23 protein-coding genes, 1 tRNA gene and 1 riboswitch are annotated in these 21273 nt (G+C 42.8%); of the genes, 17 read left to right on the top strand and 7 right to left on the bottom strand.

What is annotated here, in order from left to right; genetic code table 11:
• Nucleotides 1–78 precede the first annotated feature (78 nt).
• The 4 genes from VN447_RS14110 (at nucleotide 79) to dapB (ending at nucleotide 3571) form a co-directional block, all read left to right on the top strand.
• Nucleotides 79–384, top strand: a complete 306-nt coding sequence (locus tag VN447_RS14110) for a zinc-ribbon domain containing protein (protein ID WP_325525981.1) — start codon at nucleotides 79–81, stop codon at nucleotides 382–384.
• Nucleotides 385–714: 330 nt separating this feature from the next.
• Nucleotides 715–1425 carry an AraC family transcriptional regulator gene (locus tag VN447_RS14105; protein WP_325525980.1) on the top strand — a complete coding sequence of 237 codons (711 nt, stop codon included), beginning with the start codon at nucleotides 715–717 and terminating at the stop codon, nucleotides 1423–1425.
• 74 nt (nucleotides 1426–1499) lie between these two features.
• Nucleotides 1500–2396, top strand: coding sequence for a DMT family transporter (locus VN447_RS14100; protein ID WP_325525979.1), 897 nt, complete (start codon nucleotides 1500–1502; stop codon nucleotides 2394–2396).
• A 350-nt stretch (nucleotides 2397–2746) separates the two neighbouring features.
• Nucleotides 2747–3571 carry a 4-hydroxy-tetrahydrodipicolinate reductase gene (dapB, locus tag VN447_RS14095; protein ID WP_325525978.1) on the top strand — a complete coding sequence of 275 codons (825 nt, stop codon included), beginning with the start codon at nucleotides 2747–2749 and terminating at the stop codon, nucleotides 3569–3571.
• Nucleotides 3572–3624: 53 nt separating this feature from the next.
• Here dapB and VN447_RS14090 read toward each other — a convergent pair whose 3' ends face one another.
• The 4 genes from VN447_RS14090 to VN447_RS14075 all read right to left on the bottom strand — a co-directional run bounded on the left by VN447_RS14090 (nucleotide 3625) and on the right by VN447_RS14075 (nucleotide 9169).
• Nucleotides 3625–4245, bottom strand: a complete 621-nt coding sequence (locus tag VN447_RS14090; protein WP_325525977.1) for a TrkA C-terminal domain-containing protein — start codon at nucleotides 4243–4245, stop codon at nucleotides 3625–3627.
• A gap of 160 nt (nucleotides 4246–4405) precedes the next feature.
• Nucleotides 4406–6172, bottom strand: a complete 1767-nt coding sequence (locus VN447_RS14085; RefSeq protein WP_325525976.1) for a B12-binding domain-containing radical SAM protein — start codon at nucleotides 6170–6172, stop codon at nucleotides 4406–4408.
• Between the two features lies 1 nt (nucleotide 6173).
• Entirely contained in the window at nucleotides 6174–7340 is a 1167-nt protein-coding gene (locus VN447_RS14080; protein WP_325525975.1) for a cyclic nucleotide-binding domain-containing protein, read from the bottom strand.
• 173 nt (nucleotides 7341–7513) lie between these two features.
• Entirely contained in the window at nucleotides 7514–9169 is a 1656-nt protein-coding gene (locus VN447_RS14075) for an ATP-binding protein (protein WP_325525974.1), read from the bottom strand.
• A 256-nt stretch (nucleotides 9170–9425) separates the two neighbouring features.
• Between VN447_RS14075 and VN447_RS14070 the strand changes: the two genes are divergently transcribed.
• The 10 genes from VN447_RS14070 to VN447_RS14025 all read left to right on the top strand — a co-directional run bounded on the left by VN447_RS14070 (nucleotide 9426) and on the right by VN447_RS14025 (nucleotide 15747).
• On the top strand, nucleotides 9426–9875 hold the full coding sequence (locus tag VN447_RS14070; RefSeq protein WP_325525973.1) for a DUF188 domain-containing protein: 450 nt from the start codon (nucleotides 9426–9428) through the stop codon (nucleotides 9873–9875).
• Between the two features lie 112 nt (nucleotides 9876–9987).
• A riboswitch (Fluoride riboswitch) is annotated at nucleotides 9988–10051 on the top strand.
• A 73-nt stretch (nucleotides 10052–10124) separates the two neighbouring features.
• Complete coding sequence (locus tag VN447_RS14065; protein ID WP_325525972.1) at nucleotides 10125–10463, top strand: DUF190 domain-containing protein; 339 nt, start codon at nucleotides 10125–10127, stop codon at nucleotides 10461–10463.
• Between the two features lie 30 nt (nucleotides 10464–10493).
• Complete coding sequence (gene crcB, locus VN447_RS14060; RefSeq protein ID WP_414714914.1) at nucleotides 10494–10880, top strand: fluoride efflux transporter CrcB; 387 nt, start codon at nucleotides 10494–10496, stop codon at nucleotides 10878–10880.
• A 43-nt stretch (nucleotides 10881–10923) separates the two neighbouring features.
• Complete coding sequence (locus VN447_RS14055; protein WP_325525971.1) at nucleotides 10924–11397, top strand: hypothetical protein; 474 nt, start codon at nucleotides 10924–10926, stop codon at nucleotides 11395–11397.
• 130 nt (nucleotides 11398–11527) lie between these two features.
• On the top strand, nucleotides 11528–11977 hold the full coding sequence (gene tadA, locus VN447_RS14050) for a tRNA adenosine(34) deaminase TadA (protein ID WP_325525970.1): 450 nt from the start codon (nucleotides 11528–11530) through the stop codon (nucleotides 11975–11977).
• Nucleotides 11978–11984: 7 nt separating this feature from the next.
• Nucleotides 11985–12074, top strand: a tRNA-Ser gene (locus tag VN447_RS14045).
• A 391-nt stretch (nucleotides 12075–12465) separates the two neighbouring features.
• A complete protein-coding gene (locus VN447_RS14040; protein ID WP_325525969.1) occupies nucleotides 12466–13173 on the top strand; it encodes a hypothetical protein in 708 nt (235 codons plus the stop codon).
• Nucleotides 13174–13294: 121 nt separating this feature from the next.
• Nucleotides 13295–13702, top strand: coding sequence for a hypothetical protein (locus VN447_RS14035; RefSeq protein ID WP_325525968.1), 408 nt, complete (start codon nucleotides 13295–13297; stop codon nucleotides 13700–13702).
• An 859-nt stretch (nucleotides 13703–14561) separates the two neighbouring features.
• Entirely contained in the window at nucleotides 14562–14918 is a 357-nt protein-coding gene (locus VN447_RS14030; protein ID WP_325525967.1) for a hypothetical protein, read from the top strand.
• 151 nt (nucleotides 14919–15069) lie between these two features.
• Nucleotides 15070–15747: a reverse transcriptase domain-containing protein gene (locus VN447_RS14025; protein WP_325525966.1), complete on the top strand. Its 678-nt coding sequence runs from the start codon at nucleotides 15070–15072 to the stop codon at nucleotides 15745–15747.
• 61 nt (nucleotides 15748–15808) lie between these two features.
• On the opposite strand, the gene VN447_RS14020 is transcribed toward VN447_RS14025, so the two are convergent.
• From VN447_RS14020 to VN447_RS14010, 3 genes are read right to left on the bottom strand one after another with little or no spacing between them, the layout of a single operon-like run.
• A complete protein-coding gene (locus tag VN447_RS14020; RefSeq protein ID WP_325525965.1) occupies nucleotides 15809–16822 on the bottom strand; it encodes a site-specific integrase in 1014 nt (337 codons plus the stop codon).
• Nucleotides 16809–17795: a tyrosine-type recombinase/integrase gene (locus VN447_RS14015; RefSeq protein WP_325525964.1), complete on the bottom strand. Its 987-nt coding sequence runs from the start codon at nucleotides 17793–17795 to the stop codon at nucleotides 16809–16811. Before VN447_RS14015 ends, VN447_RS14020 begins: the two co-directional genes overlap by 14 nt.
• Nucleotides 17788–18825, bottom strand: coding sequence for a tyrosine-type recombinase/integrase (locus VN447_RS14010; RefSeq protein ID WP_325525963.1), 1038 nt, complete (start codon nucleotides 18823–18825; stop codon nucleotides 17788–17790). The genes VN447_RS14015 and VN447_RS14010 overlap by 8 nt, the downstream gene beginning before the upstream one ends.
• Before the next feature lie 151 nt (nucleotides 18826–18976).
• Between VN447_RS14010 and VN447_RS14005 the strand changes: the two genes are divergently transcribed.
• The 3 genes from VN447_RS14005 to VN447_RS13995 all read left to right on the top strand — a co-directional run.
• Nucleotides 18977–19597: a group II intron maturase-specific domain-containing protein gene (locus VN447_RS14005; RefSeq protein ID WP_325526021.1), complete on the top strand. Its 621-nt coding sequence runs from the start codon at nucleotides 18977–18979 to the stop codon at nucleotides 19595–19597.
• Between the two features lie 175 nt (nucleotides 19598–19772).
• Entirely contained in the window at nucleotides 19773–20579 is an 807-nt protein-coding gene (locus tag VN447_RS14000) for a site-specific integrase (RefSeq protein ID WP_325525962.1), read from the top strand.
• A 268-nt stretch (nucleotides 20580–20847) separates the two neighbouring features.
• On the top strand, nucleotides 20848–21273 hold a 426-nt coding region (locus VN447_RS13995), incomplete at its 3' end, for a DUF2939 domain-containing protein (RefSeq protein ID WP_325525961.1).

The following is a 21273-nucleotide window of genomic DNA, read 5'->3' as shown; positions in this document are numbered from 1 at the left end:
TAAGTTTAGTGGAAACTGCTCCACTTGAGAGTACCTTTTTTGAGTTCACCATTTGTAGAGAATCGAGGAGGTAATATTATGGCTCAAGACAAAAAATTAACTTGCCGGGATTGCAACTCTCCGTTTACTTTTACTGCGTCTGAACAAGATTTTTATGCGGAAAAAGGTCTCACTAATGAGCCGGGGCGTTGTCCTGAATGCCGGGCGGCGCGTAAGCAAAACCGTGGTGGGGGCTTTAACAACCGTGGTGGCAGTCAACAACGTGAAATGCATGCTGTTACTTGTTCTGAGTGCGGTAAACAGACTGAGGTTCCATTTCGCCCAAGTGGGGATCGACCCGTATACTGTAGAGACTGCTTCAGCCAAAACAACAACCGCTACTAAAATCTAAGGGGGATAACGCTCATAACGGTTTTTACATAATTCCTAAAACGCGCTGGCACAGGTTGAGTCCCCTGGGACTCACCAGCTAAAATAAACAACGATAGTACAAGTAAGCATCCGTCGACGTTTTCGTCTGCGGATGCTTACTCATTTCGGTCGTTCACGCTTAGTCCTACCGCGATGTGGAGATTGTGGATGCGCGGGAGGCTTGACTACACTTGTAAGAGAAACTAAAGATAGTTTTGACTAAACTAATTTGATACAATAGAAAGTAAGTATTTAGAGGAGCGGGTTTCCGCTGAAATGGATTTGTGGAGAGGAGCGTGAAAATTGGATACTATCTTATGCGAGCGCCGAACATATGACGATAAACCCTTTACTCACGCTCATTCGTATGGCCAGTTGATTATACCTATCCACGGAGCCTTGTCTATCTCTGTAGATCAAATGATGGTAGAAAAACAGCAAAATATTGTGTTTGTTCCTCCTGAGACTGCCCATTCCTTCTATGCACAAGCTGTTAATCAGTTCTTCGTGTTTGATGCCCCGGGTTTTTACTTTCCTAATGGATTAGGTGGGTGTCTTAGATTTTATTCGCTAGACGGACGTTGGCAGGCGATACGATGCTTATTGGCTGAAGAAGTGGGTAATGGACCTACTTCGAGCCATCGACTGACAGATTTGTTTCGCTATATCTCCGGTTTGTTGGAGCAGGATCAAGGTTCTTCTTCGCTAAATTATATCAGACACAATTTTGATAAATCCATTACGATTGATCAGTTAGCTGCCATAGAACATTTCAATCCAACCTATTATGCAGAGTGGTTCAAACGAAAATATGGTGCCTCGCCAATTGCCTATATCCGCCACTTGCGCTTCGACAAAGCCAAAGAACTACTTGCGTCCACAGACTATACAATTATGCAGATTGCCCAACAAGTTGGTTACGAAAACCAATCGACGTTGACAAAACTTTTCCAAAAAGAAATAGGAATAACACCACGGGAGTATCGTGAAAAGACCCGAAAGTGGGTTAAATAAAAAACGAATATTGGTCAAAACTGCAGACGCTTCTCCTGCTATACTATTTTTCAATAGATGTAGGAGGGTGTCAGATGCGGGCAAATTATAAAGGGGCATTGTACTTATCCATTGCAGCGAGTATTTGGGGAGGCATGTACGTTGCTAGTAAGTATGCCCTGGAAACAGTTCCTCCCTTTACGCTGCTCTTTATTCGTTACCTGTTAGCTTCAATAGTCTTATTGTTATGGTGCCGGTACAGCAAAGTCTCCGTTATACCTAGGGAACATAAGTGGTTGATGTTCCAGATTGGGTTTTTCGGATACTTTTTATCTGCTGGCGCGCAGTTTGTTGGCACGAAGCTTTCGAGTGCTCACTTGGGAGCGGCCATTACTACCCTCTCACCGGTATTTCAGTCGGTATTTGCTGTTTTTCTTCTTAAAGAGGCAGCCTCAAGGCGTCAGATTGCTTCAATTACCTTGTCATTCGTCGGTATACTCATTGTAACTGATGCAATTAACACCCTTAAAACAGATACCTTTAATGTGGGAAACCTGCTTTTTTTGATGGCGGCAGCACTATGGGGCTACTATTCTGTTTTGGCTAAGAAAGTAGCTGATACTCATCCGGTGCTGCGTATTACTACATGGGGTATTTTGTTAGCAACTGTGTTTGCTGCTTTTCCCGCCATACTAGAACTGGGGTCTTGGGATACCGCTGTGCTGGCTAATCGATTGGTCATTGCCAGCATTCTTTATCTTGCCGTAGTATCGACAGTGGCTGCCTATTATTGCTGGAACAAAGGACTGGCTTTGCTCAATCCTCATCAGGCGGGCTTGTTTATGTTCTTGCAGTCGATCGTGGGAAGCATCCTGGGGTATTTGTTGCTGGGAGAAAGCTTGTCAATCGCCTTCCTTATCGGGACTATTCTTATTTTACTAGCTGTTATTTTAGCATTCATTCAACCGAGTAGCCCTATCCGGAATCTATAGAAAAAATTTTAAAAATTTTTATGTTTTTTTGCAGATTTTATGAATACAGTAGGTTTAAACTGGCAATACTAAACATGTAATAGGTGTCCTCCGAGAATATGAGGGTTGCGAAAACATTGAATTGAATAACGCGCATACGTAAGCACCATATACATAAACCCCTGCCGAATAGGCAGGGGTTTAATTTATATGAGTGACCCTTGGTTGGAAATTGATACTGTTGTTGGTAGCAGAGATGTTGCATAGAATATATGGAATATAATGGATGGAATTTAATAACATAACCTACTTGACTAACTTACAATTCTAATGTTATTATTAGGTTGTAAGTTAGCCAAGGAGGTGCTCGAATGAAAGTTGCGTTAATTGGCTTAGGAACAACAGGAAGAATTGCGGCTGAATATTTTTATAAAGAACAAGCGCTGGCGTTAGTGTTATGCCGGGAGAATAGCCCGGATGCCGGTAAAGATTTAGGTGAGATTTTACATAGACCGCACATGGGTGTCGCGGTTGAGACTACGGAAAACCTTGAGGAGAAATTAGACAAGTTTAAACCAGATATATTAATCGATTTTTCTTCACCTTCCTTCCTGCGGGAGCATCTGCCTACGTTAGCACGGTGCAACGTAAACGTGGTAACTGCGGTTACTGGCTATACCCAGATGGATATAAAAAGAGTGAAGGTTTTGGCTCGAAAAAGGGAGATTGGTGTGGTAATTGCCCCGAATATCACCTTGGGTGTCAATGTGTTATTAGTGATGGCTCAAATAGCGGCTGCACTACAATCAGAGTATGATTTCCAGGTTGTTGATGAAAACCATAGAAATAAAAAAGACAGCCCATCAGGTACTGCGGAAAAAATCGTCGCAGCCATTAAACGGGGGCTTGAAAAGTCAAAAGAGGATGACTCGATACCAATTCACTCGATTCGGGCGGGTGATATTACCGGACGCCATAAAGTGCTGGCTTGCGGGAAGTATGATCAAATTGAGATCACGCATACGGCCTTTTCAAGAACGGCTTATGCCGAAGGTGCTTATAAAGCGGCTCAGTTCATCTACGGGCGGAAAGGCTTCTATGAGATGAAAGATGTGTATGGTCTCGGGAAACCAAGTTATGCTGATGAGCGGTTGCAGACTAATGCTACAGCCGCGCTGGCTGGATTCTATGCATAGATGTTGTAAGTAATATAAAATGAGCCACCCTTATTTAAAGGGACGGCTCATTTTTACGTTGGAATACCAACAAAATTTGTAGTTTTTGTTAAAATCTCACGATCACCAACGACCACAATCCGGTCATGTGGCTCAATTTTGGCATCAGGTCCAGGAGAAATAATGATTTCCGTACCTCGCCGGATGGCCACAACAGTAGCGCCTGTATGTTGCCAGAGCCTGATTTCGGCAATTGTATGTCCGATGATGTGTGAAGTTTCCGGTACTTGAACCTCAACCGGATTATACGGTGTAAGGTTACGCAGTTTATCGGAATAATTAATGATATCAGTAAGAAGATTTTCAAGTCTTGAATCAATTTCGCGTTTTTGGCGTAAAAGGAGTTCAACATCCTGATGCAGGGAATCCACAGAGTCTGTACTTTTATAGTGCTCTACAAAGCTATAGGCATTCTCGGTGGATAGTACCGTTACTTCTTTTCCCTGGGAAACACTGACAACATTTTTAACTTTTAGGAGGGCAATCGCTTTCCGGACTGTTTCGGGTGATACATTGTAGTTACTGGCTAGTAATGATCTACCCGAAATCTTCTCGTTTACACAAAATTCGCCATTAATGATTCGTTGTGCTAAGTCCAAAGCAATCGACCGGTACATGGCAATTGATGATTTCATCTAAGTTTCCCCTCGCTTGACAATCCGTGTTGCTATCATTATAGCTTTTATCGTAACAGTCAACAAGTTGGCATTTGTTAAGTAGCCTTAAAATAACCCGGAGAAAAGCAAAGGAACCGCCGGATGGCGGTTCCTTTGGACTAGTTACGGGATTGTGCAGTTACCATTGTGTTCGCTCTTTAGTAGAGGTCGCTGCGGGCGCATCTTGGGTTGGCGGATTTGAGGCAGCCAGTAGTTTACTGCGCTCGTTCATTGTTTTGGTAATTTGCTTGATGTAATTGCACGTTCCACTAATGATATCAACAAACGATATTCTCTTAAATTCGAACAGGTCTGCCTTCGAACTATACCCGATGGCTTGGCTCATCATCAAGTAGTCGTCGGAGATGTTGATAGGGACTCCCATGTCTACGATCGCCTTGTTTAATCTGCCAATTTCCTTGAGAATTTTCCGCAGATCCAGATCATCTAGTGTATAGTCAAGGTTTTGCCAAAATTCTACAGGCTTGTAAATGGAGTACTCATAGTTCATCAATTCATTTACAAAACTGTTTCCTAATTTGAAGCCGAGCTTTTCTCTTTGCTCAAACCACACCGTTCCAGGGAATACGCCGGGTGGGTTTATGATGACCGCGTCGGGATTGGCTTCTTTAATTAAAGTTACATTCTGTTCAAAAACGTCCTCTAGGGACACGCCCGGGATGACTGGGCATGGGTAAATCATAGACAATACGACTTGGCAAGACAGCCCCTCTGCTACGGCAGCCAGCTTAATGCACTGGATTGTATCAATAATGTCTTTTCTCACCACCCCTTTATTCATTATTTTGTCATTGATCTCGTCATGCCCGGTTTCTCCACCTAAAAATACGGCTCTAAGTCCAGATCGAATCATTAGGCGATAGCTTTTGTAAACCTGTTCTGATGTTTTACCTGGACGTGCAAACATCGAATAATTTATTTTTAAATTTTCACCTAAGATCATTTGGGCGATGGCTCTGCCATGCCCTAACGGAGTTTCAGAGCTGCTGAAACGGAAGAAAGCGATACCACGGCTTGTCATTGCCATAATCTCGTTCCTTATCTCCTCCACCGGTCGCGGGGTGTAATACGTATTTTGCCTTGTGTGTGTGCAAAAGCTGCATTTATTCCAGGTGCAGCCCAGACCGTCAATCAAGGTATGAAACCATACCTTGTCTGCCATGTCTACAGCTCGATATTTTGGAATGGTAAACGAGTGAAACATGTAATCGCTTTGTTCGTGGTAGTGGCCTGTCCTGATCAACGGAGAAGGACCAATTTCCCGGTGCACCAGCTCCAGGAAGGCCTCTTTTGTCGGAACGGTAATTCTTTTATTTAACAGATGCTCAAGCATCTCTTCCCCTGGCCCCATAATCGCCAAATCAAATTCTCCCTGGGCCAGAACGTACTCTCCGTATACCTTTACGTGTGGACCCCCGGCAATAAGTGTAGTTTCAGGATTTACCTCCCTAATTTTTTTAGCTAGTTTGACGCTCCAGGCATAAGGGGCTCCTCCCCAAACTTTTATTCCTACCAAAGGAATTTTCTCGGTTTTTACCAAAGTGGCGATATTGTCAATAATCTTGTCCATGTGGTATTTACGAAAACGAAGGGTTAACGACTGTACGGGCCAAGCCAGTAATAGGGCGAGTAATGCCAATATTTTAAACCGTCCGTTATAGGCTAGTTGAAATTTGACTAGCGTACGAAGCAGTCGGGTGCACCATTGGGGGACACCCCTTTCCACGAGTGAGACCCGCTGTTCGTCGGCAACATAAACACTAAACCCACGGTCCTCAAGATAGGTACGAATCATAGCTAACCCGTTTTCTAAAGCGGCATCTGAAGCAATTCTTTGTCTAGGCGCAAAACTATTTATTAGTAGTAAATCAATATTTTTAGTCATGTTACTGTCCTCCTTGCTTATTAATTGAGCAAGCACGAGTAAAATCGTTGATGCTTTTTAGATTGCTTAACAAGATCTCGGACGCTTCTTGATGAAGGTTTTGATATCGCTCGAATGCTTGCCTGGGTATCATAAATAGCTCGGAGTCGGTTAAAGTGGATACTGATTCTGCTTGTCTGGACTGGTTAGGGCGTGTAATACCGCCAAAATACTCGCCAGGCCCCAGGATATATGATCCTGATGGTGAAGTGGATACCAAATTGCCTGAGATCAGAATGTATAAATCGTTGCAGATGCTGTCCTGGTATAGAATGCAATCGCCTTCCGCGCAAGAGAATACCATTCCTGCGAGCAGAAGATCCATAATGCTTTCCGCGTCAAGGTGTTTAAACACTGGAATTGTAAGCGGAGAATCGCCCAGTGTGCGTTCTAGGTATTCCCATAAGCTTTTTCGGGTGACCAATTGGGTATTGAGACATTTTGATGCTTCAGGAAATAGCTGTAAAAACCTCTGTGCCATTGTTACATCATTGACATATTTTCGGGCGAGTCTCATAATAGGGGATTTTACGGCCTTCAGGTGATCTGTATCCTCCAAAAGCATAACTAGTGGGATTAGGAGACTATATCCCGGATCGGTAAAGGTATGGGCGAATCTTCTGAAGCCCACTCTTTCGTATAGCGGAATAACGTATGGGTTGCCTCCTGTAAAGCAGATTGGTATTTTTTGGTCTCGCATAAGTCGGTACGCTTCTGCGAGAATCAGATAGAGAGCAGGTGAATTTCGATATTGCGCTTTAATGGCAAGCTTAGTGCCAAGGCCAAAATGGGGGTCCGAAAAATCGGTGTACAGTGTCTTGAACTTATGCATATGAAACGCTTCGGCTAAGTCGATTGGATAGTCTTCCGCAGCAGCGATGGTAATACGCTGTGTCGCGACAATAGCACTTCCAGCCTGTACATAAATTAAAGCGCTCCGATCATCTAAGGAATCAACAATTTGTTTTGTTTTATCGATGGTTGATCCCAAAGGTTTGGCCATTTCCTGGACATATACTTCGTAACGCAGTCTGTAGATCTCACTTTTTTCCCACGATTGAGTGGCAATGCGGACTTGCAGTGAGGAATCAGCTTTCTCATCGGTCACCCGAACTTCTTTAATAGTCATCTTAAAATCATCCTCCTTTTTGTTTGACGCAGGTAAATTATGAGCTGTTACACAATCAAAGCCACCACCCCCTCTCGTGCATTTTGGGAAAAAATTAAAAATATGTTAAAAAATCCCGAAAAAACAAAAAGAGCCCTTTATCAGGACTCTCTGAAGTGAAACTGGTATATCAATTATTTAGATTTAAATATTACGTGGAAAGTCGTTCCCTGAAGACTAGAAACTACCTGAATTTTTGCCTGGTGATCGTTTGCTATCCTGTAAACCACAGCAAGTCCTAGGCCGGTTCCGGTATCTTTCGTAGTCAAAAATGGTTTACCTATATTCTCTAAGATGTGTGGAGGGATTCCTGTTCCCTGATCTTGTATTTCCAGGACTACTTCATCATTTCTAAAATAAGTTCGTATCGTAACAACTCCGCCAGGTTCCATGGATTCGAGACCGTTACGGACTAGATTCAAGAGTAGTTGCCGTATTTCTTTTTCATCCAGATGTATCTCGGGTAGGGTTTCTGGGATATAGTGAATATCCATGCTTGACGCATTTGCCGCGGCTTTTATCAGCGGGTATATATCCTGAATAATACAGTTTAGCTGGCAAGTGTTCAGATCGCGGGATTTATTCTGGCAGAGAGATAAATATTCTTTAATAATTAAGTTAGCTCGGTCCAGTTCGGTTATTAGCAAAGTAAAGTGTTCATGATAGCTTGAAAAGACCGGCTTTTTTAGAAAAAATTGCAAGTATCCTTTTACCGTAGTCAAAGGATTTCGAATTTCGTGAGCTACGTTTGCTGCCATTTGTCCCACTGTGTTTAGTCGATCTAGGCGAGAGACATCTTGCTCTAATATCTTTCGCGTTGAGATGTCCCGAATGATTCCTTCAAAACTTATACATGATCCGTCGTCGTCAAGAATTGGGACAGTTGTCTGTTCAACCCAGATCACAGTGTGATCTCGCCGGATAAGGCGCATTATCAGCGGGCCAGTCGAAACAGCAACCGGGCTGTTGACAAGACTCTCAACCCAGAAGGCGTCGCTTGGGTGAATCAATGAAAAAAGCAGGCCGGGTGTTTCATAGTATTCGTTAGGACTATAGCCGGTTAGCTTGCTTATTGACGGACTGATATAGTCAAGCTTTTGAGATGGTTTTAGCCGGTAGAGATAAATGGTATCGGCTGCGTTTTCAGCGAGTAGGCGGTATTGATTTTCTTTTGCTACCAGATCGCGGAAATTTCTCTCAACATATAGCATTAGAGTACCAATTGATATAATAAACCGGAACGTCCCGCTAATTAAAAACCCCCAAGGTACAAACCAATCCACCGAAACAAGGAAAGGCATATCCAGAGTATGTATGCCTGATCCAATAAAGGCAATAGCTACAACCGTCTTCCCCCAGCTCTTGCTGTCGAGGTGGCGTATAAACATCCATGCATGCCAAAAATAGATATAAGCTATGTAAATAACAGAGGGAAATGCTTTTGGAATAATCGACGCACCAAGAAAAGAAGCAATATTGAATTCTAATGTTACAGCAATACCCCAGTAATACCAGCCCTTATGCATTTTTCGTCCGAAAAACTTACTTGTAGCAAATACAAGCAATATATAATTGGCGATTAATATGAATTGAATACCCGCAAATACAGGCGTAGGAATTTGGTGCAACGGTGTTCGGTAAAATATTTGAGTTACAAAGTGGATCAACCAGAAAACTGCCCACAAACCAATATAAGTTTGGCGGTAAAGCCAGAACAAGAAAAAATAAACACATACTACAGCGAACGTAGCTGATAGAGTTGCAATAATTGAAAGTTCGTAAAAGGTCATTCGCAAAGTCTCCCCTCAGATATCTTAGGGTACTACACTCAATTCTGCATGTATTTAAACTTTTGCTAATTATAACAAACAGCGGCTGCAAAGTATGGAGATTTATGCCGAATAATAGAATATTATTGAATATTTCAACTGCCAATCCGCCTAGTTACCAAGTTGCTTGTGTTAATAATAGTTGTACTAAAGATGGAAGGGATAGCTTTGTTTACCGCGAAAATAGTGAAGATAACGATAAGTGGAAAGGAATACCATGAAAATTTTAATTGATGCTGACGCTTGCCCGAAGGCGGCCCTTCAGATATGCGTCCAAATAGGCCATAAATATGATATCCCTATTTGGACGGTGGCTAGTTTTAATCACAACATTGTATCTGACCACCATGTTGTAGTAGGCAGTGCGTCGCAAGAAGCGGATATCAAAGTAATTAACATGACCGAGCCCGGTGATATAATCGTTACGCAGGATTGGGGATTAGCATCTATGGTGTTAGGTAAGGCTGCGTATTGTCTTAGTCCGACAGGCAAAGAGTATAGCCCGGAAAACATTGATTTTTTGCTGGAAGAACGGGAAATCAAAGCTAAGTTTCGCCGGGGGGGCGGAAGAACAAAAGGGCCTAGTAAAAGAACACGGGAAGATGATCAGCGATTTGAGGCTGGAATCGAACGGTTAATCACGAAGGAGCAACCGCAACTAGGGTGAGCTATTTGAGAGAATAGCATCTGTAGACATTTTGGTCTATAGTCTTGTTTAATCTGTGGATTTTTGCGGTTGACGTCAAACTAGTCATGCTGTTATAATTTACCTATTAGTTAATAGTTGGGGCGATGGAGTTCGCCATTAACCCCGTGATGAGCGGTGATGACTCCTACCAGATACCTGGTAGGAGTCTGTTCTATATTATGGTTGGGTCGCAGGAAAGAGCTAGTAATTGAGGAGAGGGGGGTATATATGCCTAAAATTACGGGTAAGGCTAAACGGTTACGGATTTATATTGGTGAGCATGACCGTTATAAAGGAAAGGCTCTTTATTATGCCATTATCGAAAAAGCCAAAGAACTTGACTTAGCAGGAGCCACTATGTTTCGTGGTTTGATGGGCTATGGTGCAAATAGCCGGATTCATTCTGCGAGTATTGTTGACCTATCAAGCGATTTGCCAGTGCTGGTAGAAATTATTGATAGTGAAGAATATATTAATAAATTGCTTCCTTATATTGATGAAATGCTGCAAGAAGGACTAGTTACTCTAGATGATATTGAAGTAATCAAATACGGCAAAACGCGGTAGAACATTTTGCTGCTAGGAGGTGTTTTATACATGATGATTAACATATTAATCGTGGCGATAGGCGGGGGCATAGGGGCCGCATCAAGATATTTAGTCTCCTCCTGGGCTGCAGAACGGTTTGGATCTGGGTTCCCCTATGGTACTTTGATTGTCAATGTGGCAGGATGTTTTATCATTGGCCTATTTTTGGCTTTAGTAACTGATAAGATTGTCGTTAAGCCGGAGTGGCGATTGTTTGTTACCACTGGCTTTCTGGGGGGATTAACAACATTTTCGTCGTTTAGTTATGAGACAATGAAATTGCTGCAAGAAGCAGACATTTCCCTTGCCGTGTATAATGTTTTAGCCAACTGTGTGATCGGCTTTTTAGCAACCTGGGTGGGGATTAATTTTGCGAGGTATCTCACACTTTCATAAGAATTAATCGCTTTAGTTGAACTGATCAGGGGGAGGATACAATATGATTGAAGTTACTATGCCAGATGGAAGGCAATTTATCTTTAAACACATCATTTTTGATTATAACGGAACCTTAGCCGAAGATGGCATTATAAACAATTCGGTTCGTGAATTGTTGCGAGAACTGGCAGCGAAAGTCCATGTAGCAGTGATTACGGCAGATACCTTCGGTACAGCGCACGAACAGTTAAAGAATATTGATGGCGTGGAAGTTATTCTTTTAGGTAACCAAGCAGATGGTACAGAAAAGGCACGATATGTTCAGGAATGGGGCGCAGACAACACGGTAGTCATTGGAAACGGTGTGAATGACCAGCCTATGTTCTTTATTGCCGGACTAAAGATTGCTATTCTTGGACCAGAAGGGGCTAGCAGCGGCATATTGGCAGCATCTAACATTGTAGTTAAGAGCCCTGAGGATGCGATTCGTCTGCTGCTTAATCCTAAGCGTCTTATCGCCACCTTAAGACGGTAATGGTTTTCTACGAAGCATAGTAATAGGGACAATCCACAATATACCGGAGGGTATGGTGTTGATTTTTTTCTGGTGACGGGATATAATATCAAAGTAATATTTCAGCAAGCCCCGGCGGCGGTGAGAAAATATGGATGACAGTTACTATATGGGCCTGGCGTTGGTTGAGGCCAAAAAGGCGTATGACCTAGGCGAGGTGCCGATTGGCGCTCTGCTGGTTGTAGACCAGCAGGTTGTAGCCAGTGCTCACAATATGCGGGAGTTATGGCATGATGCTACCGCCCATGCCGAAGTAATCGCCATCAGAGAAGCCTGTAAGGCACTAAACCGCTGGCGATTGACGGGGGCTACACTTTATGTTACTATAGAACCGTGTCCTATGTGTGCTGGTGCAATTGTCATGAGCCGTATCGATAGATTGGTCTATGGCAGCCCCGACTACAAGGCCGGAGCAGTTGAATCACTTTTTAATGTTGTGCAGAATCCGGCGCTTAATCATCGCCTGGAAGTAACCTCTGGTGTACGTGCAGATGAATGCACAGCAATTATGAAAGATTTTTTCCGCCAAAGACGGAAGTAATTTTAATGGAGAGGTGTCCGAGTGGTCGATGGTGCTTGACTCGAAATCAAGTGTCCCTTCACCGGGACCGTGGGTTCGAATCCCACCCTCTCCGCCAGAAATCAAGGCTTTGCGAATTTTTTGCAAAGCCTTTTTTAATGCGTAATTTGAAAAAAATGAAGTTTTTGACCACATTTTGACCACAGCTTTACAAAATGGTTAGTAAAAATGGACCTTTTGAATGGATAGAAATAGTGATACAAGCGTTTTTGTGAGTTAATGTGAAACGAGTACTTGTCGTCGTAAACCTCCATAAAGCTATACAGCAAAAAGTTGGATGGAGGCTCAAAATGTTTTTGTACTTGGGATTTTTGAGAACCTCGAATAGCTTCTTCTTTTTTTATTGAAGGAAATGGCAATTTCGTGCAGAACGTTTTTATAAAAGTAAAAAATGTTATATGATGCTATTAAACAATTCCATGAACCTATATAAGAGGTAGGGATAGCGCATGTCTGATAATACGATAGAGTTAGTAATATTTATTACTATCGAAATAATTGCTGCTGTATGGTTGGGAATAAGACTTTATGCAAAGAAGGCCGTTGAACACAGATTTAAGGAGAAGCTTGAAGATCATAAGCATGACCTTGGGCTGATAGCTGAAAAGGCAAAATTCAACTATGGTAGAATGAATCAGGACTTTGGCCTGTGGACAGTTAAAAGACATGAATCCTACGCAAAACTTCATAATGCTACAGCAGAAGCCATATCAAAAGTTATGAGTCTTCGGGGATTTGCTCGAATACCAAATTATGAGCAGTTTTGTAAGGATGAAATTGAGCAACTATTAAAAGATAGGAACTATATTCAGACAGACATTGATTCTGTTATATTACATTGGGATTCCGACAAAAAAAATGCCATGAAACAGTTTGCTAAATTGGACAAGCTATACCGTGAGCATTTGGCAGAAGTAGCTTGTAGTGAAGCTCAAAATGCTTTGATTGATTCACAGCTATATATTTCTACAGATACTTATGGAATGCTGGATGAATTGCAAAGAAAAGTATATTTCTTATTGATTAACTATCGTGCTCAATACTGGGATGAAATTAAAGGTAAAGAAGAAGATGAACTGAAGAAGTATATACCAGAAGCCTGGAAACAGGTTACTTCGAAGATGAGAAGTGAATTGTCTGGTGGGTATAAAGAGTGATATGAAGTTTCCAATTGATAAAGAGACGCGAAAATCAAGTATCGCTGATTTTTGTACTTGCTTAGGGAAGTCGTATTTTGAGTGAATATTTCAATAATACTTTATGTAGGGAGAGAATACTATGTCTTTAGAAATTGCTGTTAGCGGAGTTGGGGGTTTACTTGTAAGTGCGTTAGCAAGTGCTGTAAAAAGTTCAGCTAAATTAGCTGAGACTGGTGATATAGAGAAATTAAAAGCAGAAGAGGTAAAACAAGAAATCGCTCTAAGAATGTCGGAATTTCAAGCAAGAGTTAGTCAGGAAATTGCAATTGCAAGGCGCATTGATACTGCTGAAGAAGTGGAAATTGAGGAATTCTATGATACCAGTGGGCAAGGTGGCATAGGAATAAATGCGAATAATGATCAAATTTATGTAGGAGCTAATGGTTCGGGAAGACGAGTAGTAAAACGGATTTATAGGTTTAAAGGTTGGCACGATGGCGGCATGGAGTTACATGAGAATAAGACTTTAGTTACTGAACAAGATTAAGTTATACCACTTGTTATACGCAAGTAGAGATATTAAGAAATAGAGTGAAATCTTTGCGGAGTTTGAATTAAGGCATGAGTTTTTAAACCAGAAATTACAGCTTGAGCGAGAAAAGCTAATAACTCGACTTTCAGTGGGGATGCAATTGTTTGTGGGGCAGAAGAGCATTCCGCTGCTCAACAAGGGCAAGCTGTTATTTAGCCTGGATAGATATGTCTTCCAATCCAAGTAGCAAGAGTCAAGGATCACTGCAAAAAAAATGAGCCTTCTAGCAGATTGCTAGAAGGCTCATTAGTTCAGTTTGCCCCGAATGGGCGATAACTCGGTGGTGAAAGTCCACTACAGGCTTGGCAGTAGGAACTGTTAGCAGAGGGCAAGGGCGTCCGCCGTGAGGCGGAGTCTGAAGTAAGCCTAATGCAAACCCTTGGTCTGACGAACAGAAACTACATATAAGGCATATGCAGGGCGGACGAGTTTGCTGACCAAAACAAAGTCCAATACTGCCCGAACCCTGCGGTGTAAATGTAGCAGATATATGAGGGGAAGGTTATCGTTCTTAACGGGGGAGGTCTTGCAAGGCTCCGAAAGACATTGGCAACCCCATGATACCCGGAGAACCCATATAGTGATGTATGGCTCAATTGCAAGAAGTCAGCAGAGGTCATAGTGTGCGCGTGGCAGCGCAATTATCAGGTGGGTTAAAGTCCCACTGAGTCCCGGACTGGGGGGCTCATATCCAAACCTGGGGGTAATTCCTCAGTGGCCGAGAAAACTCGGAGGGCAGGGCGTCTACCGTGAGGAGAGTCCGGAGGGCTTGAGGAGAAATGCCAGGCTGTAATCAATGGGGGCTGCCCCGAAGATGAACCGGTCGGCCAAAGATGGGGCAAGGTCGAGCCTGCACTATGGAGGCGAAGGCGTTCCAGCCCACCCATCGTACCAAGGTGTTTGCGGGCGGCATGGCAGGGAAGATAATTGTGTGACCCATGGAGACCTCGTAGCGTCTGAGTCAAGCACACCGCAAATGGGCCGGTGTATAAAGATAGCCGAGGTACTGGTAGTTGTGAGCGGGTACTTCATACAGACAACACAGCAATTCAGTAAGGCAAGCTATAAGGAAACCCCGAAAAGTATGCCGAAGCGGTGCGAGGAGTCGGAGAATCGAATAGTACTTAAACTGGCGAACAACAGAAACGCCAGGACTATCCAGGAAGGATAGCTCCACGCCATCTCAAAAGGAGGCGAAAGAGGGGAAGGCGATTCGCTTACTGACTGCCAATAACCAATGAACACAGTGAGTAAGTTGCAGAAGAAGGATAGTTCCCTATGAGAAAGACCCGGGCATTGCAACAGAGGAGACTGATAGTGCAGTGGAAGCAATTGGCGCAACAAGAAAGATCAAGGTACATTCTCTCATTGATAAAGTTTACCATCCAACAAATTTAAAACGTGCATGGGACAAGGTCAAAGAGAATGATGGTGCTGGTGGAGTCGATGGAATAAGTATTCAGGAGTTTGGCGCAGCCCGAGATGAAAATCTAGAGAAGCTGCATGAAGAACTGAAAACCGGAACCTATTGGCCGCAACCAGTAAGGAGAGTACACATACCTAAACGGGGAAAAGCGGGCGAAACAAGACCGTTGGGCATACCGGCCATATTTGACCGAGTGTGTCAGCAGGCACTAAATAACCGGCTAGAACCTATCTTTGAACCGATGTTTAATGAATGTAGTTTTGCTTATCGGCCAGGACGCTCGACACATGATGCCATGCGTAAGATATGGCGTGAAATCATGTCTGGAAATAACTGGATAGTGGATGCAGACCTGAGGGATTGTTTTGGCAGTGTCGATCACGACAAAGTAATTGATATGGTAGCAGAGAGAGTCAGCGATGGAAGAGTCTTGAAACTTATCCGACAAATGCTTAAGGCGGGTTATGAGGAACAAGGAAGACGCTACGCCACGCCAAGCGGAACCCCGCAAGGTGGTTTATGCAAAGCTTCGCATAAAGAGCCTTATGCAAAGAAAAAGATTATGCAAAGTTAACTCTGTAAAGTCTCTAAAATAGCCGATCCTCGCTCTGTTTTCTTTGCATAATCTTCTTAATCTATTTCAATTCAGATAACCAAGAAAGCAATGCTTGATCTTTGCTCCAATCCGGAAGGTTGCTTTCAACAAGATCCGGGTAAGCATTTTCAATGGCCTTACGCTTGGTTTCCATATCTGCCCGAGCATAAATCTCGGTGGTTTTGACATCTACATGCCCCAGAAAATCACGGATGTAGATGAGATTAACGCCTGCTTGGAGCAGATGCATGGCTTTGCTGTGACGAAACATATGCGGTTTAACCTTTTGAGGAATAATGGATAACTGACTTCTGGCGGCGTTGACATACTTTCCAATGATGTAGGCAACACCCTCTTTTGTTAGAGGATGATGCTGGCGGTTTGTAAAAAGCGGGTACTGCCTTTTATGCTGGCTGTTCAGGTGGTTTTCTGTCAGGTAGTTTTGGAGAAGAAACGCTGTATTCTTCATGAGAGGTACACGCCTAACCTTGTTCCCCTTTCCGGTAAGAACAATGACCGGAGGTGGTAAAAGAAACACATCCTCCACTTTGGCATCAATCAGCTCTTGGACTCGCGCACCTGTATCATACAGCACACTCATCAGGGTTAAATCCCGTCGGCCCTGTGGAAGGTTTCTATCAGGTTGATCAAGTAGCAGTTTCATAGCTTCCGGCGTCAGGTGTTCCACCATCGGTTTCCCGGCCTTTTTCACCGGGATGGCAATCACTTTTTGAAAATGGTAAAGTCCGGCAGGGTCTTCTGCCTGTACATACCGAAAAAAGGAATGGATAGCTGCTAGACGCTGGTTTCTGGTAGAAATGCTGCACTTTCTTTCTGTTTCCAACCAAGAAAGAAAGTCTTTGATCACATCCACAGTAAGGGTTGACATGGTGATTCGTTCTGGCGACATGTGCTCTCTTTCCTGGTAATACTTCAACAATAGCTTGAAAGTATCGCGATAGGAGTGAATCGTTTTGGGACTGGCGTTTCGCTGTTTTGTTAGCCAATTGGTTAAAAAGGCAGTCAGGTATTCGGCGAAATCAGTCGGTTTCACAGGAGTCACCTTCCAGTACAGGGATGATGTCTGGGTACCGGTTTTGCAGTTTAAGGATGATGTTTGGAAATACGTCGGCGGTCAGCCGCAGGTAGTACGCCGTATCCTGGAAGGAATCATGACCCATGTAGATCCTGAGCATCGGCAAGTAAACGGCCAAGTCCCTGCCTTGCTCAGTCCATTTTTTGAGGCAATGAACCGCATAGGCATGGCGGAAATCATGGATTCTTGGACCAGCGCCTCTGCCTCTGTGGGATATCCCAGCCAGCCATAGGAACCGGCGGAAATTATGATACACATTGGTGCTTGTCATGGGCTTACCGCCAAGCGTAGGAAAATAGTAATCTTCAGACGTGGCAAATGCATGAACTTTGGCTGAATATTCCCGACAGCGTTCCACAAGACTGTTGGACATAGGTACGAGCCGACTGTTGTCTTTTTTCGAATGATGAATAGACAGGACACCAGTAGTTAAATCAACATCACCGACTGTTAGCAGTCTTGCTTCAGTGACTCGAAGGCCGCACATATAGATCATCCGGAAGAACACAGGCATGATCAGGTGGCGATGGGGACATTCAGAAGAGTAATGGCACTGGTCAGTCTGGTCAAAAAAACGCACCAGTTCTTCTGTCGAATAGATATAGGGCACATATTGAGGTTCTTTGGGGTAGTAGCCTTTGGGTAAGATGTAAGCACTTAAGCCCATCACATCCAGATATTTTGAGAATTGGCGAAGTATGGATGCCCGAGCACGCTGATTTGCCTGCACTTCATGGGGTTGTTTGCTGCACCAGTTCAGGACGATCTCTTTGGTGAGGCAGTTAGCGTTCGGATATTTTTCCAGCGTAAACTGGTCAAAGCGCTTTAGATGTCTGGCTTCGGTCGCATATTTGTATCCGACGGCCTGTTTCAGTTCAATGTGATTTTTGAGGTGATTCCTGAAGGGACCGATATATTGAATGTCACACATCGCCGGTTCCCTCCTCAAGATCCAATGCGCATTCTCTCAGTTTGCGAAGGTCCACCTTAAGGTAGACTTTGGTTGAATCGGGATCGGTATGGCCAAGAATATCGCTAATAACAGACAGGGGTGTTTCTTTTTCCAATAGCATACTGGCTAGGGTGTGGCGCAGAGAATGCATTCCCCTTCTTTTTTTCAGTGTAGGCAAATAAGCTCGTCCCATGTAATCAGCAATTATCTGATGAAGATGGTCCCCTTCTGAAAAGGGGCCGTAGGGTGCCAGGTGTCTTAGAAACACGTAGGGGCTTTCAAACTTGGGACGTCCGCACTTCAGATAGTCAATTACGGCCCAGCCAACTTCGGATGGTAGCGGTAGGTTCACTGTCTCTTTCGTTTTTGACTGGGTGAATACCAGCTTTTTCTCTTCCCAATGAAAATTGGTGGTGACTTTTCCTGTTTCCAAAAGAAACCGGAAAAAGGCCCTCAGGGAGCAGATATTTTGTTCCACAGTTTTGTAGGTATAGCCTGCCAGGGTTTTGATGTAGTTGTTGATATGGTCAATAGTCATCACATTACAGGAGGTTGTGCCCTGCGCTGTCAGGTAATCTACGAAAGTTGCTGACTGTTTGACATAGTGGTTGATGGTTGCTTTTGCATAGGATTTTGCTGTGCAGTACTCTCGAAACTGGTTGCTGATCCCGATCCAGTAAGGATCTGAGAGAATCTGTTTAAACTTGTAGCATCGACGTAAAATGGTCCGGTGAAGCTGATAGTCGCCGATCATTCGGATAACGCGCAGTTCCTGCACTTCAGATGTTTTTAGTTTTCGTTCACTGTCTTTCTTCAATAGGCCAAAATGGTGTTCAATAAAATCAAATCCCAGTTGTTCTGAATACGCGGTTTCACACCGTTCTCTCGCAAACTCCATCAGCATCTTCCAGCGTCTACGGTAAAAGGTCAGTGTCCCTTCGCTGTAATGAAGCCTTATCATTTCCTGCTCGACGTCTTTAAGCAGGTCAACAAGTGGTCGGTTGTGCATGGAATATTCCCCCTTGATGATGTTTTGAGCGATTTGCTCTTACCTTCATCATGGGAGAGATTATGCAAAGCTAATCAAAGAACTTTGTAGGATTTATCAGCCTTTCAGAGCCTTACTTTGCATAATGACTTTCTTTGCATAAGGTGGAGTAATCAGTCCATTACTCAGCAACATCTACCTGACACTTTTTGACAATGCAATGACTACAAAAGGTTACAACTTAACGCGTTTTGCTGATGATTGGTTGGTGACATGTCGGACGAGAATAGAGGCTGAACAAGCATTGCAGGCAGCACGGGTAGTATTACAAAAACTGGGACTTGAGTTACAACTTGAGAAAACAAGAATTACGCACATATCCTACGGTTTTGAGTTTCTCGGCTACAAAGTAAAACAAGGAAAAGGAAGAAAACTGCCAAAAGATAAAATCAAGAAACAGGGAAATCAGCTGAATCTGTATGCGATTCCGAAAGAACAATCCGTGAAACGATTTATGGAGCAAATTCGAAACCACACTCGCAGGCGAATACCGCTGACACTTAACGAAGTGGTGGATATAATAAACCCGATAATTCGTGGATGGGGAAATTACTATCGGAAAGCAGATGTCCGCAAGCTGTTCAATAAGCTAGACAGGTGGATAATCCGCCGACTATGGTCATTCATCTATAAAAAGTGGCGAAATGCGGGATGGAGGAAATACCCTGTTAAGGATCTGTATGAGAAACATAGATTGGTAAACTTGATACAACTAATACCAAGCCTTGGTTAGACAGTCGTAGGTAATGCTGTCAGTGAGGAAAGCGGATTACGGGAAAACTGTACGATCCGTTTGATTGAGCGGACGGAGGTAGCCGTTGTGGCCGCCTCTAGGCGGTAACCTTTCGCCACTGCTCAGCAACATATATCTCACAGCCTTTGACCGAATGCTGGAAAGCAGAGGTCATATGGATACACAATATGAAGTTCCGGTTGCTTTAGCAGCGATTTGTGGGTTAAGGCGTGGTGAATGTTTAGCACTAACTGTAGATGACATAGATTTTAATAATAGAAGGATCAGAATTAACAAGCAACTCAATGATATAGAGAAGCAAGCCGTTATTGGAGATCCGAAAAGTGAAGAAAGTAATAGGACTATCAGTGCTCCAGAGGAAGTGTTTAATATTTTAAGACGGCATATTCAGCAGAATGAAAAAAATAAGCTTATGTTAGCTGATGAATATAAGGACTATAAATTAGTTGTTTGTCAGAATGATGGCGATTATGTTAGGCCTGTTTATTTTAGCAAAAATTTCACTAGGTTTATCGAGAAACATAAACTTAAAAAGATTAGATTTCATGATTTGCGTCATTCATGTGCTTCTTTGATGTTAAAGTCAGGCATCGCTATGAAAACAGCATCAAATATTTTAGGACATAGTTCAATTGGTATTACGGCAGATTTATATACTCATGTTTTAGATGAAACAAAGCAAGCGGCAGCATTACAGATAGGGAAAGAGGTTTTTGGGAGCAATGATATGGGTATGTTGGAAACAGAGAGTAACAACGGAGCGCGGAGCATTGTTGCGCCTGAACCCGCAGAGAAAGACGGTGCAGATAGTTTGCTCGAGAAAATACTGCATAGGGACAATCTCAATGCAGCAAGACTAAAAGAGAAGGGATACACAGATGGAGGTGTATCTCTTCTCATATCTAATAGCTTTTTAGAGATTCGGAATACTTTTACTCAGGATACCGAAAAGTACTTCTGATCAATTCCTGCCAATTTTTTATAGAATTGGCAGGAATTGATCATTTTATTAAGAACATTGTTATTTATAGTTGAAAAATTTGGCGGTGAAAGTAACACCATTTAACCCATGAAGGCTACAGAATTTATTGTGGTACTAATACACGGCCCCCAAGACATAGATACAAACTGGATAGATGCTTAGAATTATTGAGGATTAAGATTAAAATGATGTTGCAGAGCTCAAAACGTATTCCTTAGAGCAGATCCAATTCATAAATAAGGAGATTATGATGAATATTACATTTAACATTAAAATGCCACGTAATATAATTATTTTGATTGTATGTCTTCTTTTAAGTTCTTCTGTTATTGGAGGGTATTATTTCTATTGGACTAAAACACCGGAATATTCTTTGAAGATAATACAAGAAGCGGTACAAAAACATGATTTGGAAAAGTTTAAAATGCATGTTGATATGGATACTCTTACTTCGCATGCTGTAGATGATTTGTTTAGTGACTCGATAAGCAAAGCATCTAATAATAAAGAGGCTAATATTTTTGCGGCAGGTTTTTTGCAACTGCTTAAGCCTACAATAGTTAATGTTGTTAAAGAAAAAGTTACATATTATGTTGAAAATGGAAACGCTAAAAAGACGACTTCGACTAAACAGCAGCCTAACGATAAAAATATTGCTTTAACGGATAAAGAG

The organism is Sporomusa sp., from assembly GCF_035561155.1.
Classification (GTDB): domain Bacteria; phylum Bacillota; class Negativicutes; order Sporomusales; family Sporomusaceae; genus Sporomusa.
The sequence above is the reverse complement of the archived record's forward strand: the minus strand, read 5'-3'. Positions and strand labels throughout refer to the sequence as shown.

Excerpts from the sequence above, each read along its gene's own strand:
- VN447_RS14065 (WP_325525972.1), top strand. The coding sequence starts at position 10,125 with ATGCCTAAAATTACGGGTAAGGCTAAACGGTTACGGATTTATATTGGT.
- VN447_RS14070 (WP_325525973.1), top strand. The coding sequence starts at position 9,426 with ATGAAAATTTTAATTGATGCTGACGCTTGCCCGAAGGCGGCCCTTCAG.
- VN447_RS14085 (WP_325525976.1), bottom strand. The coding sequence starts at position 6,172 with ATGACTAAAAATATTGATTTACTACTAATAAATAGTTTTGCGCCTAGA.
- VN447_RS14000 (WP_325525962.1), top strand. The coding sequence starts at position 19,773 with ATGGATACACAATATGAAGTTCCGGTTGCTTTAGCAGCGATTTGTGGG.
- VN447_RS14040 (WP_325525969.1), top strand. The coding sequence starts at position 12,466 with ATGTCTGATAATACGATAGAGTTAGTAATATTTATTACTATCGAAATA.
- VN447_RS14080 (WP_325525975.1), bottom strand. The coding sequence starts at position 7,340 with ATGACTATTAAAGAAGTTCGGGTGACCGATGAGAAAGCTGATTCCTCA.
- VN447_RS14075 (WP_325525974.1), bottom strand. The coding sequence starts at position 9,169 with ATGACCTTTTACGAACTTTCAATTATTGCAACTCTATCAGCTACGTTC.
- VN447_RS14110 (WP_325525981.1), top strand. The coding sequence starts at position 79 with ATGGCTCAAGACAAAAAATTAACTTGCCGGGATTGCAACTCTCCGTTT.
- VN447_RS14035 (WP_325525968.1), top strand. The coding sequence starts at position 13,295 with ATGTCTTTAGAAATTGCTGTTAGCGGAGTTGGGGGTTTACTTGTAAGT.
- VN447_RS14010 (WP_325525963.1), bottom strand. The coding sequence starts at position 18,825 with ATGCACAACCGACCACTTGTTGACCTGCTTAAAGACGTCGAGCAGGAA.
- VN447_RS14015 (WP_325525964.1), bottom strand. The coding sequence starts at position 17,795 with ATGTGTGACATTCAATATATCGGTCCCTTCAGGAATCACCTCAAAAAT.
- crcB (WP_414714914.1), top strand. The coding sequence starts at position 10,494 with ATGATGATTAACATATTAATCGTGGCGATAGGCGGGGGCATAGGGGCC.
- VN447_RS14055 (WP_325525971.1), top strand. The coding sequence starts at position 10,924 with ATGATTGAAGTTACTATGCCAGATGGAAGGCAATTTATCTTTAAACAC.
- VN447_RS14090 (WP_325525977.1), bottom strand. The coding sequence starts at position 4,245 with ATGAAATCATCAATTGCCATGTACCGGTCGATTGCTTTGGACTTAGCA.
- VN447_RS14100 (WP_325525979.1), top strand. The coding sequence starts at position 1,500 with ATGCGGGCAAATTATAAAGGGGCATTGTACTTATCCATTGCAGCGAGT.
- dapB (WP_325525978.1), top strand. The coding sequence starts at position 2,747 with ATGAAAGTTGCGTTAATTGGCTTAGGAACAACAGGAAGAATTGCGGCT.
- VN447_RS14030 (WP_325525967.1), top strand. The coding sequence starts at position 14,562 with ATGAACCGGTCGGCCAAAGATGGGGCAAGGTCGAGCCTGCACTATGGA.
- tadA (WP_325525970.1), top strand. The coding sequence starts at position 11,528 with ATGGATGACAGTTACTATATGGGCCTGGCGTTGGTTGAGGCCAAAAAG.